This window comes from Mycolicibacter sp. MU0083, assembly GCF_963378075.1.
In the GTDB taxonomy this organism is placed as follows: Bacteria; Actinomycetota; Actinomycetes; order Mycobacteriales; family Mycobacteriaceae; genus Mycobacterium; species Mycobacterium kokjensenii.
Genome location: NZ_OY726394.1, coordinates 694,537 through 708,641, shown reverse-complemented (window position 1 = coordinate 708,641; position 14,105 = coordinate 694,537). Strand labels below are relative to the sequence as shown.

General features: G+C 68.3%; 14 protein-coding genes. 2 read left to right on the top strand and 12 right to left on the bottom strand.

The window, feature by feature from the left end; all coding sequences use genetic code 11:
- Window positions 1–21: 21 nt before the first annotated feature.
- The 4 genes from RCP38_RS03315 to RCP38_RS03300 all read right to left on the bottom strand — a co-directional run bounded on the left by RCP38_RS03315 (window position 22) and on the right by RCP38_RS03300 (window position 3,776).
- Window positions 22–876, bottom strand: a complete 855-nt coding sequence (locus RCP38_RS03315; protein WP_308475600.1) for an MlaE family ABC transporter permease — start codon at window positions 874–876, stop codon at window positions 22–24.
- Window positions 877–879: 3 nt separating this feature from the next.
- A complete protein-coding gene (locus tag RCP38_RS03310; protein WP_308475599.1) occupies window positions 880–1,686 on the bottom strand; it encodes an MlaE family ABC transporter permease in 807 nt (268 codons plus the stop codon).
- A gap of 124 nt (window positions 1,687–1,810) precedes the next feature.
- Window positions 1,811–2,644, bottom strand: coding sequence for an enoyl-CoA hydratase/isomerase family protein (locus RCP38_RS03305; RefSeq protein WP_308475598.1), 834 nt, complete (start codon window positions 2,642–2,644; stop codon window positions 1,811–1,813).
- Window positions 2,645–2,687: 43 nt separating this feature from the next.
- Window positions 2,688–3,776, bottom strand: coding sequence for a phosphotransferase family protein (locus RCP38_RS03300; protein WP_308475597.1), 1,089 nt, complete (start codon window positions 3,774–3,776; stop codon window positions 2,688–2,690).
- Between the two features lie 121 nt (window positions 3,777–3,897).
- Between RCP38_RS03300 and RCP38_RS03295 the strand changes: the two genes are divergently transcribed.
- Both RCP38_RS03295 and RCP38_RS03290 read left to right on the top strand, forming a co-directional pair.
- Window positions 3,898–5,394, top strand: coding sequence for an acyl-CoA carboxylase subunit beta (locus RCP38_RS03295; protein WP_308475596.1), 1,497 nt, complete (start codon window positions 3,898–3,900; stop codon window positions 5,392–5,394).
- Window positions 5,394–5,783, top strand: a complete 390-nt coding sequence (locus RCP38_RS03290) for a lipocalin-like domain-containing protein (RefSeq protein ID WP_308475595.1) — start codon at window positions 5,394–5,396, stop codon at window positions 5,781–5,783. Before RCP38_RS03295 ends, RCP38_RS03290 begins: the two co-directional genes overlap by 1 nt.
- On the opposite strand, the gene RCP38_RS03285 is transcribed toward RCP38_RS03290, so the two are convergent.
- From RCP38_RS03285 to tuf, 8 genes are all read right to left on the bottom strand, one after another.
- Window positions 5,770–6,738: an NADPH:quinone oxidoreductase family protein gene (locus tag RCP38_RS03285; RefSeq protein ID WP_308475594.1), complete on the bottom strand. Its 969-nt coding sequence runs from the start codon at window positions 6,736–6,738 to the stop codon at window positions 5,770–5,772. The genes RCP38_RS03290 and RCP38_RS03285 overlap by 14 nt on opposite strands.
- On the bottom strand, window positions 6,738–7,364 hold the full coding sequence (locus RCP38_RS03280; RefSeq protein WP_308475593.1) for a TetR/AcrR family transcriptional regulator: 627 nt from the start codon (window positions 7,362–7,364) through the stop codon (window positions 6,738–6,740). Before RCP38_RS03280 ends, RCP38_RS03285 begins: the two co-directional genes overlap by 1 nt.
- 33 nt (window positions 7,365–7,397) lie before the next feature.
- Window positions 7,398–8,696: an acyl-CoA dehydrogenase family protein gene (locus RCP38_RS03275; protein WP_308475592.1), complete on the bottom strand. Its 1,299-nt coding sequence runs from the start codon at window positions 8,694–8,696 to the stop codon at window positions 7,398–7,400.
- Between the two features lie 24 nt (window positions 8,697–8,720).
- On the bottom strand, window positions 8,721–9,482 hold the full coding sequence (locus tag RCP38_RS03270; RefSeq protein ID WP_308475591.1) for an SDR family NAD(P)-dependent oxidoreductase: 762 nt from the start codon (window positions 9,480–9,482) through the stop codon (window positions 8,721–8,723).
- 1 nt (window position 9,483) lies between these two features.
- A complete protein-coding gene (locus tag RCP38_RS03265; protein WP_308475590.1) occupies window positions 9,484–10,530 on the bottom strand; it encodes a phosphotransferase family protein in 1,047 nt (348 codons plus the stop codon).
- 150 nt (window positions 10,531–10,680) lie between these two features.
- Window positions 10,681–11,862, bottom strand: a complete 1,182-nt coding sequence (locus RCP38_RS03260; RefSeq protein ID WP_308475589.1) for an NAD(P)/FAD-dependent oxidoreductase — start codon at window positions 11,860–11,862, stop codon at window positions 10,681–10,683.
- A gap of 31 nt (window positions 11,863–11,893) precedes the next feature.
- Entirely contained in the window at window positions 11,894–12,724 is an 831-nt protein-coding gene (locus tag RCP38_RS03255; protein ID WP_308475588.1) for a mycofactocin-coupled SDR family oxidoreductase, read from the bottom strand.
- Between the two features lie 108 nt (window positions 12,725–12,832).
- Window positions 12,833–14,023: an elongation factor Tu gene (gene tuf, locus RCP38_RS03250; RefSeq protein WP_308475587.1), complete on the bottom strand. Its 1,191-nt coding sequence runs from the start codon at window positions 14,021–14,023 to the stop codon at window positions 12,833–12,835.
- Between the last annotated feature and the right edge of the window lie 82 nt (window positions 14,024–14,105).

Sequence of the window (14,105 nt, the reverse complement as noted above, 5' to 3'; positions counted from 1 at the left end):
AGGTCGGATGCATCCGCAGAACTACCCGGCGAGGTTGAAGTTTCCGCTGGCCCCGTACACCGACAGCGAGACCAACAGCGTCACCGAGACCACCACGATCAGCGAGGTCCGCACCGCGTTACCCACCGCGACACCCACCCCGGCCGGCCCGCCGGCGGCGAAATAGCCGAAGTAGGTGTGGATCAGCAGGATCGTGATCGCCATCAGGAACGCCTGCAGGAACGACCACAGCAGATCGATGGGGTTGAGGAACGTCCGGAAGTAGTGGTCGTAGAGGCCCGCGGACTGCCCGAACAGGAAGACCGTGGTAAACCGGCTCGCGACGAACGACAGGATCACCGCGATGGCGTACAGCGGCACGATCGCGACCAGCCCGGCCACGATCCGGGTGCTGACCAGGTAGGCGATCGGCCGGATGGCCATCGACTCCAGTGCGTCGATCTCCTCGTTGATCCGCATGGCGCCCAGCTGCGCGGTGACACCGGCACCGAAGGTCGCCGCCAGGCCGATCCCGGCCACCACCGGGGCCGAGATGCGCACGTTGATGAATGCCGCCAGGAATCCGGTCAGCGCCTCGATGCCGATGTTGCCCAGCGAGCTGTAGCCCTGCACGGCCAGCGTGCCGCCGGCGGCCAGGGTCAAGAAGCCGACGATCACCACGGTGCCGCCGATCATCGCCAGGGTTCCGGTGCCCATGCTGATCTCGGCGATCAGTCGGATGACCTCGCGGCGGTAGTGGGCGAACGCGAACGGCGTGGTGGCGATCGCCTTGCCGTAGAAGATGGTGTGGTCGCCGACGCGGCCCATCGCCGCGATCGGCCGCCGGATCTCTTGGGCGACGCGCGGGTAGACCGCCTGCAGTCCTCGTAGTGCCATGGCTCAGCGCGCCGTCATCTTGATGCCGATCGCGGTGACCACCACGTTGACCACGAACAGCGCCATGAACGCGTACACCACGGTCTCGTTGACCGCGTTGCCGACGGCTTTGGCGCCGCCGCCGGAGACCGTCAGGCCCCGGTAGCAGGCGACCATGCCGGCGATCAGCCCGAACAGGGCCGCCTTGATGCAGGAGATGATCAGCTCGGGCACTCCGGTCAACAGGGTGATCCCGGCGGCGAACGCGCCGGGGTTGACGTCTTGGACGAAGACGGAGAAGACGTAGCCACCGAGGATGCCGATGATCACCACCAGGCTGTTGAGCAGCAACGCCACCAGTCCGGCGGCCAGCATCCGGGGTGTCACCAGCCGTTGTATCGGGTTGATGCCGAGGACTTCCATCGCGTCGATCTCTTCGCGGATGGTGCGCGATCCCAGGTCGGCGCACATCGCGGTGGCGCCGGCGCCGGCCACGATCAGCACGGTCACCATCGGGCCGACCTGGGTGACCGCCCCGAACGCCGCGCCGGCGCCGGACAGGTCGGCCGCGCCGAGTTCACGCAGCAGGATGTTCAGGATGAAGCTGACCAGCACGGTGAAGGGAATGGCCACCAGCAGGGTGGGCGCCAGTGAGACCCGGGCGACGAACCAGGACTGCTCGATGAACTCGCGGCCCTGAAACGGGCGCTGGAACAAGAACTTGACGGCGTCCACCGACATCGAGAAGAGTCCGCCGACCGCCTCCATCGGGCCGGCCAGTCGCGCGGTCGCCGCTTGCGGAGACCAGCGGATCAATTCCTTGATCGCCATAACGGCAGGCTCCTCCCGAGTCAGTGCCTGCGAATCCTATCCGATTCGTGGATTCTGCGATACCTGATTCTAGTTTTCTTGCACACCCATTCTCATCTGGTGCAAGCATCGGGACGAACCGTTCTCACAACCGGCCGTCGATCCGCAGATCCGGGTGCACCCACTCCGGTGACCTGCGCTCTTTGAACGCGCGGAACCCCTCGACGGCCTCCGGTTTGCCCAGGCTCGCGCTCATCCCGATCCGGTCGAACAGACCCAGGTAGGCGTCCAGACTCGACTTCACCACCGTGCGGGCGTCCGGTGCGGTGCGGCAGCACTGCGCCAGCACCTCGCGGGCGGCGTCGGCCAGTTCTTCGTGCGGGACCACCCGTGCCACCATGCCCCATTCGAGGGCTTCTTGTGCCCCGAATGTGCGGCCGGTGAACATCAGATCCCGGGTCCGCACCGGGCCGATCACCCGCGCCAGCATCTGGCTGTAGTAGGTGTCGGCGATACCGCGGTAGAGCTCCGGAACGCGGAACGTGGCGCGGTCGCTGACCACGGCGATGTCGCTGCACAGCGCAATCTGCAGCCCGCCGCCCTGGCACAGCCCGTTGACCGCGGAGACCACCGGTTTGATCGAGGTGCGCAGGGTCTCGAACGGGGTGGCGTCCATGCCCAGCGCGGCGCCGAAGGTCAGCCAGTTGTCCGCGCCGCCGCCGCCCATGTCGCCGCCGGGGGCGAAGACGTCGCCGGTGCCGGTGATCAGCAACCCGGCCAGATCCGGATCCTGATTGACCCGGCCCACCGCGTATCGGATGCCGAAGTACATCGCGGGCGTCATCGCATTGCGGGCCTCGGGGCGATCGAGCGTGCAGACCGCGATCGGCCCCTCACGCTTGAACGTCAGGTACGGCGTCCCGAGCCAGTCGCCTTCGGGCGGCCGCGGCGAGGCCTGCTCCTGTGATTGCGCGTCCATCAAGACCCAGACCTCTCCTTCCGCGGCGCGTGCGCACCGGATCTCAACCGGTCAGTTCGCCGACCAGCTCCAGCGTGCCCAGATCCCGGATGGCCTGACAACCACGCCGCAACATCGTGACGAACATGTCATCGCCGCGATCGGTGCCGGCGGCGAACACCAGGCCCAGCGCACAGATCAACGGCACCTGCAGCATGCCGAACCGGTAGTCCTGCCAACAGGTTTCCCGGTCGTATCCGGTGACACCGTGGCCCAGCAGTGCGCTGTGATAGTCGGCGACCAGGTCGGCTTCGATCTCTTTGCGCAGCTCGGAGGCCAGGCTGGTGCCGGTGAAGAAGGCCAGGTCCCGGGCCGCCAGCCCGACGCCCAGGGTCTGCCAGTCCACCACCCAGATCCGGTCGGCGTCGGGGCTGAACAGCATGTTGTCCAGCCGGTAGTCACCGTGGATCAGCGCGAACCGGCCCAGCGGCGCCGACACCCACGGGGTGATGACGTCCAGGGCGGCGGTCAGCGTCGCGCAGTCGTCGTCGCCGAGTTGGGCGCCGAGTCGCTGCACGGTCTGCTCGGCGCACATCCGGGCGATGTCGCCCATGCCCTTGGCGCCGGCCTCGTCGAGCTGGGTCATCGCCAGACCGGAGAACGTCAGCCACCGCTCGTCGCACCAGGTGGGTGCGTGCAGTCCGGCCAGGGCGGTCGCCGCCAGCCGGGCCTGGCGTTCGCCGCAGCCGGCGATCTGATCGCCCTGCACCGCGGGCGCCTGATCGGAGAGCAACAACGCGTACTGAGTTGCGTCGTCGGTGATCTCGCAGTGGAAGCACTGCGGGATCGGAATCTTCACCCCGTCGGCGACCGTGGCGTAGAAGGCACACTCACTGCGGTACCCCAGCACCACCCGGTCCCGGACCGAGTCGTCGCCCGCAGGGAGTTTGATCACGAAGCTGTCGGGCAGGCCGTCGGGGTTGTCGGCGTAGCGCGCCGCCACCCGGTAGGTGGCTCCGGTCTGGCCGGTGCCGACCGGAACGACGTCGACCGAGGCCACCTGCACCGGGCCACCTCGTGCGCTCAACACCGCACTCAACCACTCGCGCGTGACGTCCTGCGGATGCCGCGGGATCGGGCCTGCCGAAGTCACCGAGCACCCACCGTCGCAACGGAACTGACACACCGGACCGATCCCGGGCAGCCGCCTCCAGCCATGCCGAGAGACGTTACAGTAAGAATTTCAGTATGGTCAACGAAAGAGGTCGCCGCAGATGACGAACGCCCGGGACTGGCAGGAAACGCTGGAGGATCTGAACCAGCGGCGACAGCACACGTGGGCCATGGGCGGCCCCGAGCGGGTCGCCAAACACCACGCCAAGGGCAAGCTCGACGCCCGCGCCCGGATCGCGCACCTGCTGGACCCGGGCAGCTTCCGCGAACTGGGCACCATGGTCGGCGGGCAGATCGCCGCCGACGGCATCGTGACCGGCTCGGGGCTGATCGACGGCAACCCGGTGATGGTGGGCGCCGAGGACTTCACCACGCTGGCCGGCAGCATCGGTCCCGGCGGCAACGCCAAGCGCTACCGGATCGCCGAGCTGGCCCTGCGCGACAAGATCCCGATGGTGATGTTGTTGGAGGGCGCCGGATTCCGGCCCACCGGTGAGCATTACGGACGCACCCCGACCGACCTGCTGATGCAGGCGCAGTGCTCCGGCAAGGTGCCGACCGTCGCCGCGGTGCTCGGCCCGTCGGCCGGCCACGGCGCACTGGTCGGCCCGGTCTGCGATTTCCGGATCATGAGCCCGCACGGCGCGATCTTCACCGCGGGCCCGCCGGTGGTCAAAGAGTCCACCGGCGAGACCATCTCCAAAGAGGACCTGGGCGGCCCCGAGGTCGCCCTGACCAGCGGCGTGGTGCACAACTTCGGCGCCGACGACGCAGCGGTGCTCGACGACATCCGCCGGTACCTGTCTTATTTCCCGTCCAGTGCGTGGTCGTATCCGAGTGCGCTGGACAGCGACGACGACAGCGAGTCCCGGCCCACCCCGGAACTGCTCGACATCGTCTCGCGCGACAACCGCCGGGTCTACGACATGCGGCAGGTGCTCGACGTGATCTTCGACCGGCCGGACTGGTTCGAGGTGCAGCCGCGGTTCGGCAAGGCGATCATCTGCGCGCTGGCCCATCTGGGTGGGCATCCGGTGGCGGTGGTGGCCAACCAGCCGCAGGTGCTGGCCGGTTCGATCGACACCGACGCCGCCGACAAGGCCGCGCACTTCATCACGGTGGCCGATTCGTTCCACCTGCCGATCGTGTTCCTGGCCGACAACCCGGGCATGCTGCCCGGTAGCCGTTCCGAGCAGGCCGGGGTGCTGCGGGCCGGGGCGCGGATGTTCGCCGCGCAGACCGCGGCGACCACGCTGAAGCTGCACCTGACGCTGCGCAAGGCCTACGGTTTCGGGTCGATGGTGATGTCGCTGCTGGGATTCGACTCGCAGGTCGCCACGTTCGCCTACCCGGGTGCGACGATGGGCGCGATGAGTGCGGCCGCGTTGAGCGCCGCTTCGCACGCCGAGGAGGACTTGGCGGCCAAGCTGCGCGACACCGAGTTGCAGGCGTCGTATCACTCCGCGCACCAGCTCGGCTTCGATGAGCTCATCGATCCGCGGGAGACCCGCGATGTGCTGCTCTCCGCACTGCACCGCGGCCTGCGCAGCCGGCAGGCGGCCGCCGAGCCGGTGCAACGCACGGTCATCATGCCCTGATGGGTACCTTGCGTGAGGCATTGCTGGGCGGCTGGGAGCTGGTGTCGATGGAGTCCCGCGACGTCTCGACGGGCGCGGTGACGCACCCGTTGGGCACCGCCCCGCGCGGGCTGATCCTCTACACCGCCGACGGGTACATGTCGGCACAGCTGACCGGCGACGCCGACGCGCCGATGCCGGGCTACATCGCCTACGGCGGCCCGTTCGACGTCGACGAGGACACCGCAACGGTGCATCACCGGGTCAGCATGTCGATCCTGCCGGAGCTGCTGAAGACACCTCAGCTGCGGCGGGCCCGGGTCGACGGTGACCGGCTGACGTTGTCGGCGAGGAACACCGATGCCGGGGTGACCAGCGACAACACCCTGGTGTGGGTCAGACGTCGATGATGACCTTGCCGACGGCCTTGCGGTCGGCGACGTAGCGCAGCGCCGCCGCGGTCTCGGCGAGCGGGAAACGCGCCCCGATGTAGGGGCTGACGGTTCCGTCGGCGAACAGTTGCTGCAGCTCGGCCAGGTCGCGTTCGTTCTCGGCCGGGAAATCGTCGGCGAAGGTGCGGATCTCCATGCCCTGCACGGTGATGCCCTTGAGCATCACCAGGTTCAGCGGGATCGCCGGGATGGAGCCGGCGGCATAACCCAGGGTGATGAACCGGCCGCCGCGGGCCAGGCTGCGCAGTGCCGGTTCGGCATAGGTCCCGCCGACCGGGTCGAGCACCGCCTGCGCACCGTCGCCGGTGATCTCGCGGATCCGGGTCTTGAGGTCCTCGCGGTCGTAGTCCACCGTCGCCGCCGCACCGCGTTCGCGGCACACCTCGAGCTTGTCGGGACTGGAGGCCGCGGCAAGGACTTTCGCGCCCATCGCCACCGCCAGGTCGACCGCGGCCAGCCCGACGCCGCCGGCGGCGCCCAGCACCACCACCCAGTCGCCCGCGCGGACCTGGGCGACCGAACGCAGCGCGTGATAGGCGGTGCGGTAGGTGACGCCGAAACCGGCGGCCGCGGCGTAGTCGATGCCGTCGGGGATGGCGTTGACCGCCGCGGCGGGCACCAGGGCCTGCTCGGCGAAGCCGCCGACGAACGAGGTGCCGACCACCCGGTCGCCGACCTGAAACGGCGCCCCGTCCCCGACCGCGATCACGTCACCGGCCAACTCGCTGCCCGGCGTGAACGGCGCCGGGATCTTCAGCTGGTACTTGCCGTCGATCAACAGCACGTCGGGAAAGTTGACCGCCGCCGCGCGCACCCGCACCACCAGGGTGCCCGGCGCCGGCGTCGGGTCCGGAAGTTCTTTCAGGACCAGGTCCTCCGGCGGGCCGTACTGCTCGCAGACGATGGCGCGCATCAGGCCGCCCCCAGCCCGCGTAGGCAGAACGTCACCAGGTGATCCACATCGGCGCGGTGGGGCCGCCGGCCGGTGTTGAGGTAGGCACGCATGACCGTCAACGTAGCGCCGAACACCAGATCGGCATCCCGGCGGGGGTCGTCACCGCCGAGCGCGGCGATCGGTTCGGTGAGCAGATCACGCATCGGGGCCAGGATGTCGTCATCGGACAGTCGCCGGTCGGCGCTGACCGCCAGCTGGGTGCTGGCGGCGCGGCTCAGGCTCAGCAGGTGCGGTTCGGACAGCTGTGCCAGCGCGCCGCGAATCCAGCGGGCGACCTTGTCCTGTGGCGTGGACTCCTTGGACAGCTGATGCTCCAGGTAGGACACCACGATCCCCACGCCGCGCTCCATCACCGCCAGGATCACGTCGTCCTTGCCGGCGAAATAGCGGTAGAACGCCTTGTTCGAGGTGCCGGCCTCGGCGACGATGTCGGACACCCGGGGCGGTTCGGGGGCGCTGCGCTGCAGCACGGTGACGGCTGCGGCCAGGATGCGCTCCACCTCGGCGGTGGCTTCGCGTTGCCGGTCGTCGAGCGCGCGGTGCACCGCGGCGGCGACTCTGTTAATGGCGCCCCTCCTCCTCATCACTTCGTTCTGCATCGTCGGCGGCGCGGGTGGTCATGGCAGCGCGGGGATCCGGTCGAGTCGGTCACCGTATTTGGCACGGGCGGCTTCGATGCGGGTCTCCATGAACTCGCTGGGCCATTCCGGGTCTTCGGCCTCGTAGTCCTTGAGCAGCAGTTTGGCCAGGTTCACCTTGTGGGCTTCGGTGGGGCCGTCGGCCAGGCCCAGCGCCACCCCGCCGAGCAGCACGTTGGTCAGCGGCAACTGTTCGGTCAGGCCCATCGCGCCGTGCACCTGGATGGCGCGCATCCCGATCGACTTGAGCACCTGTGATGCCAGGATCTTGCAGACGCCGATCTCGGCGCGGGCGGCCTTCTCATCGCCGGAGTCGATCAGCCATGCGGCGTGCAGCACGGTGAGCCGGAACGGGATCAGCTCGGCATAGGAGTCGGCGATGAAGGCCTGCACCAGTTGCTTATCGGCCAGCGAACTGCCCTGGGTGAAACGGCTTTTGGCGCGCCGGGCCATCATGTCGATGGCCCGCTGGGCCACCCCGATCGAGCGCATGGCGTGATGCAGGCGCCCGCCCGCCAACCGGCTCTGCAGGATCAGGAAGCCCTGCCCGGGTTCGCCGAGGATGGCGTCGGCCGGCACCCGCACATTGTCGTAGCGCACCAGCGAATGACCGGCCTCGTGCGGGTGCGAGCCCACCAGGTGATGGGTGGCTTCGATCTCCAGGCCGGGGGTGCCGGCCGGGATCAGGAAGGTCGACGCGCCGCGGTGCACCGGCACGTCCGGGTCGGTGATCGCCACCACGATGAAGAACGAGGCGACCGAGGCGTTGGAGGAGAAGTACTTCCGCCCGGTGATCACCCAGTCATCCCCGTCGCGCACGGCTTTGGTGGTGAACACCCGCGGGTCGGATCCGCCCTGCGGTTCGGTCATCGAGAAGCAGGAGAAGATCTCCCCGGACAGCAGCCCGGCCAGGTAGGTGTCCTTCTGCTCGGTGGTGCCGAAGCGGGCCAGGATCTCGGCGTTGCCGGTGTCGGGGGCCTGGGTGCCGAACACGATCGACGCCCAGGTGGAGCGGCCCAGGATCTCGTTGATCAGGGTCAGCTTGACCGCCCCGAATCCCTGGCCGCCCAATTCGGGGCCGAGGTGCGGTGCCCACAGGCCCTGGTCGCGGACCTGCTGTTTGAGCGGGTCGACGATGCGACGGCGCTCGTCGTTGAGCGGCAGGAATTCGCAGCCGGGGAACAGCACCTCCAACGGTTCGACCTCGTCGCGGACGAAGTTCCGGATCCAGTCGAGCTTGGCTTCGAATTCGGGTTCGGTGGAGAAGTCCCATGCCATGGTCGTGTTCCTTTCAGGTCCGGGCTAGGCGCTTCCGCCGTCGACCCGCACGATCGATCCGGTGGTGAAACTGGAGGCGTCCGACATCAAAAACAGTGCGGCGCCGATGATCTCCGGGGGATTGCCGGCCCGCTGCAGGTCGGCTTGGCCGAACGGGTTGTCGGCTTCGGTGAAGTTCCAGGCCTTGGAAATGTCGGTCAGGAACGGGCCCGGCATCAAGGTGTTGACCCGTACCGTCGGCCCGAATGCCTGCGCCAGTGCTTCGGTCATCACGTTCAGGCCGGCTTTGGAGGCGGCGTAGGGGATGAACGACGGGTGCGGGCGGATCGAGCCGTGGGTGCTGACGTTGATGATCGAGCCCCGCCCGGCGGCCACCATCCGCTCCCCGATCAGCGCCGACAACCGAAACGGCCCTTTGAGATTGAGGTTGACCACGGCGTCGAACATCTTCTCGGTGACGTCGGTCTGCTTGTCGTAGACCGGGGACATGCCCGCGTTGTTGACCAGCACGTCGACCCGGCCGAAGCGCTGGTAGGCCGCCTCGGCCAGGCCGTCGAGTTGGTCCCAGCGGCCGACGTGCACGGCGTAGGGCATGGCGGTGCGTCCGGTCTCGGCTTCGATCTCGGCGGCGGTGGCCTGGCAGGCCTCGAGTTTGCGGCTGGCGATCAGTACGTCGGCGCCGCACCGGGCGGCCGCGAACGCCATCTCCCGGCCCAGGCCGCGACTGCCGCCGGTCACCAGCACCACCCGGTCGGTCAGGTCGAACAGCGTGTCGGCGTAACCCATCTCAGGCCCCCTTCGTGGGCAGCGAGCGCGCGAGATCGGCGGCCGCGGCGATCAACTGCGGGATCATCGGACCCATCGCGGCGGCGATCTTCGGGTCGACCTTATCGCCGGTGACCGAGGCGGCGTAGGTCTTCTCCAGCACGATCCCGAGCTTCCAGTTGGCCAGCACCAGGTAGTAGTCGATGTTCTCCGTGGACAGCCCGCTGACCTGCTCGTAGCGTTCCAGCAGCTCCGAGCGGGTCGGCATGCCGTTGAGGTCGGCGTAATAGCCTTGCGTGCGCGGGTTTTCGCCGTCATAGCCCAGCAGCGCCCAGGCCAGGTCCAGCAGGGGGTCGCCGATGGTGGTCATCTCCCAGTCGATGATCGCGACCAGTTTCGCCGGGGCGCCGTGGCCGTACATGACGTTGGCGAACTGGTAGTCGCCGTGCATGATGCCCGGGGTGTAGTGCGCCGGCCGGTTGCGGCGCAGCCAGTCCGCGGCGTCGTCCAGGCCGGGCAGTTCGCGCACCTTGTAGCTGTCCAGGAAGGCCAGCCACCGGTCGACCTGCCGCTCGTGGAATCCGTCCGGGCGGCCGAATCCTTCCAGCCCCTGGGCCCGCCAGTCCACCCGGCCCAGCCGGGCGGCGCCCTCGACGAGTTCGAAGGCCAGGCCGCGGCGGGCCTGCAGGTCGGTGTCGAACGGCGCCGGCCAGGCGTTGCCGGTCGAGTTCCAGCCCTGCACCTCGGCCATCACGTAGAACGGTGCACCGAGGAGTTCGCCGGTGTCGTCGGCGGCGATCAACTGCGCGTGCGGGACGTCGGTGCCCGACAGTGCGCGCACCAGTCGGATCTCGCGGCGCAGTCCGTCGATGCGGGCGGCGTCGGCCCGCGCCCCGGGCATCCGCAGCACCATGGTGGCGTCGCCGCGGCGCAGCCGGTAGAGGGTGTTCTGCGAGCCGCCGGTCAACGACTCCAGGACCGGCCGTTCGCCGTGGCCGGGGGCATCGTTGGCGTCGAGCCAGCGGCCCAGGGCGGCCTCGTCGGGACGGGGACCGTGCGCTTCACCCATTGCCTGCACCTTTCGATCTCTGAATGGAGAATAGCGTTCTCCATGTAGAGATCGAGAGGTTTCGACGGATTCACCGGGGACGAGCGTGCGTGGTTGTACACCGAACGCGGCGTGTCGCTGAGCAGACACGCCCGCTCACGGCACGAACGGCTACGGGGCGAGGACCTCGGCGATCGGGGCGCCGGCGATGATCTTGGCGCGCGCGCCCATCACCTTGCCGGGGCGACCCGCGCCGACCACACCGGCCAACGCCCCGTTGCGCTCGTAGTAGGCCAGGAACTTGTGCCCGTCGTCCTCGACGAGGTGCACGGTGTCGGTGGGCTCCGGCTCGCCCAGGCATTGGATCTTCACGTCGTACTGGTCGCTCCAGAAGTACGACGGCACCGCCACGTCGTGCAGGGACTCCTTGCCCAGCAACGTCGGGACCATCACCCGCACCTGCGTGACGACGTTGCTCCAGTGCTCGACGCGCACCTGGTGCCCGTCGCGACCGCGCCAGAACGCCACGTCACCGACCGACCACACGTTGGCCGCACTGGTGCGCCCGGCGGCGTCGCACAGCACCCCGTTGTCCAGGTCGATGCCGCAGCCGTCCAGCCATTCGGTGGCCGGCCGCGAGCCGACGCCGAGCACCACCAGATCGGCGGCCAGTTCGGTGCCGTCGGAGAGCACCACGGTCTCCACCCGCCCGCTGCCGCGGACCTCGGCGACGCCGATTCCACTGCGGACGTCGACACCGTTGGCCCGGTGCAGCCGGGCCACCAGCTCGCCGATCTGCTCGCCCAGCACCGACGCCAGCGGGGTCGGCTGCGGTTCGACCAGCACCACCTCCACGCCCAGCTTGCGCAGGCTGGCGGCCGCCTCGCAGCCGATGAAGCCGGCGCCGATCACCACCGCGCGGCCCGCCGCGGCGGCGTCGGCGCGCAGCGCCAGGCTGTCGTCGAAGGACCGCACCACCCGGATGCCGTCGAGGTCGCCGAAGCTGGGGATGCGTCGCGGCACCAGGCCGGTGGCGATCACCAGATGGTCGTAGCCGAGCACGGTGCCGTCGGCCAGCGTCACGGTCTGCGCCGCGGTGTCGACGCCGCGGGCGCCGCAACCCAGCCGCAGGGTGATGTCGTGCTCGGCGTAGAACTCCGGCGGCTCCAGCGTGGTCTCGTCCCGCTCGCCGCGCAGCACCTCTTTGGTCAGCGGCGGCCGGTCATAGGGCGGGCGGGTCTCGTCGGAGACGATCGTGATCGGTCCCGAGTACTCTTCGCGCCGCAATTCCTCCGCCGTGCGCACAGCCGCCAGGCCGCCGCCGACAATGACGATCCCCTTGTCGGGCACCACGATCCCCCTGATTTCTTCCGGCCGGGGGCGATCAGTACTTGAGCGCGCCCTTGTCGACCTGGATCTGGACTCCCGTCAGGATTCCAGAACCCGCACCCGCCAACCAAACCACGACGTCGGAGACCTGGTCAGTGGTCATGAAGTTCTGCGGGTGCAGCGGCATCGGGGGGAAGGAATTGATGTAATCCGGCCGCTCGGTGAAGATCTGGGCCATCAGGTGCGGCTCGATCATCGGGGTGTCCACCGAGTATGGGTGGATCGAGTTGACCCGGATGCCGTGCGCACCGACCTCCAGCGCCAGCGTGTTGGTCAGGCCCACCAGGCCGTGCTTGCTGGCCGCGTAGTGCCCGTTGCCGGGGGTGGCCTTCAGGCCGGCCGAGGAGCTGACGATCACGATCGACCCGCCGTTGCCGGCCTCGATCATGTGCGGCACCGCCGCCCGGATGGTGCGCCAGGTACCGGTCAGGTTCACGTCGATGACGGTGTTCCACTGCTCGTCGGTGAGCTCCCAGAGCCGGCCCCAGCTCAGCACGCCGGCGTTGGCCACCACCACATCGAGGCGGCCGAACTGCTCGACGCCGTCGTCGACCAGTTGGCGCAACGCCGCGTCGTCGCGGACGTCGACCGGCCGGGCAAGCACCTTGCGGCCGTGCGCCTCGACACCGGCCACCATTTCGGCGAATTCCTCGGGGGTCGCGGCCGGATAGGTGATGCAATCCGACGCCGGAGCGCAGATGTCGGCGGCGATGATGTCGCAACCGGCAGCCGCCAATCGGATGGCATGCGAACGGCCCTGGCCGCGCGCCGCACCCGTGACGAATGCCACCTTGCCCTGCAGATTGTGATTCTGACTCTCGCTCACCCGACGAGGCTAGCAGTTGGATTTGGAACGTGTTCTAGGTGGCCGGTCCGGCGCACGCAAAAAGCCCCCGACGCACCAGGCGCCGGGGGCTTTTGGGTAAAGCTTGACCTACTTGTTGATCTTGGTAACGCGGCCGGCGCCGACGGTACGACCACCCTCACGGATGGCGAACCGCAGACCCTCGTCCATGGCGATCGGCTGGATCAGCTTCACGCTCATCTCGGTGTTGTCACCGGGCATCACCATCTCGGTACCCTCCGGCAGGGTCACCACACCGGTCACGTCGGTGGTGCGGAAGTAGAACTGCGGACGGTAGTTGTTGAAGAACGGCGTGTGGCGGCCGCCCTCGTCCTTGGACAGGATGTAGACGCTGCCCTCGAACTCGGTGTGCGGGGTGGTGGTGCCGGGCTTGACCACAACCTGGCCACGCTCGACGTCCTCACGCTTGATACCGCGGATCAGCAGACCGACGTTGTCACCGGCCTGGCCCTGGTCGAGCAGCTTGCGGAACATCTCGACACCGGTGACCGTGGTCTTGGTGGTCTCCGGGCGGATGCCGACGATCTCGACCTCTTCGTTGACGTTGATCACGCCACGCTCGATACGACCGGTCACCACGGTGCCACGACCGGTGATGGTGAACACGTCCTCGACCGGCATCAGGAACGGCTTGTCGGTCTCACGCACCGGGTCCGGGATGGAGTCGTCGACGGCCTGCATCAGGTCCTCGACGGACTTGACCCACTTCGGGTCACCCTCGAGCGCCTTGAGCGCCGAGATCGGGATGACCGGGGCGTCCTCGTCGAAGTCCTGCGAAGCCAGCAGCTCCCGGACCTCCATCTCGACGAGCTCGAGGAGCTCCTCGTCGTCGACCATGTCGGCCTTGTTCAGCGCCACCAGGATGTAGGGGACGCCGACCTGACGGGCCAGCAGCACGTGCTCGCGGGTCTGCGGCATCGGGCCGTCGGTGGCGGCGACCACCAGGATGGCGCCGTCCATCTGGGCCGCACCGGTGATCATGTTCTTGATGTAGTCGGCGTGACCCGGGGCGTCGACGTGCGCGTAGTGGCGCTTGTCGGTCTGGTACTCCACGTGGGAGATGTTGATCGTGATACCGCGCTGACGCTCTTCGGGTGCGTTGTCGATCTGGTCGAATGCACGCGATTCGTTCAGGTCCGGGAACTTGTCGTGCAGAACCTTGGTGATCGCTGCAGTCGTGGTGGTCTTGCCGTGGTCAACGTGACCGATGGTCCCGATGTTGACGTGCGGCTTCGTCCGCTCGAACTTCGCCTTCGCCACTTCTATGTCCTCCTAGGACTGTTGGTGCTGGGTTACAGCAGGATTGATCTTTTTTGGTTTGTGCCACCGTAGCGGCACGGGC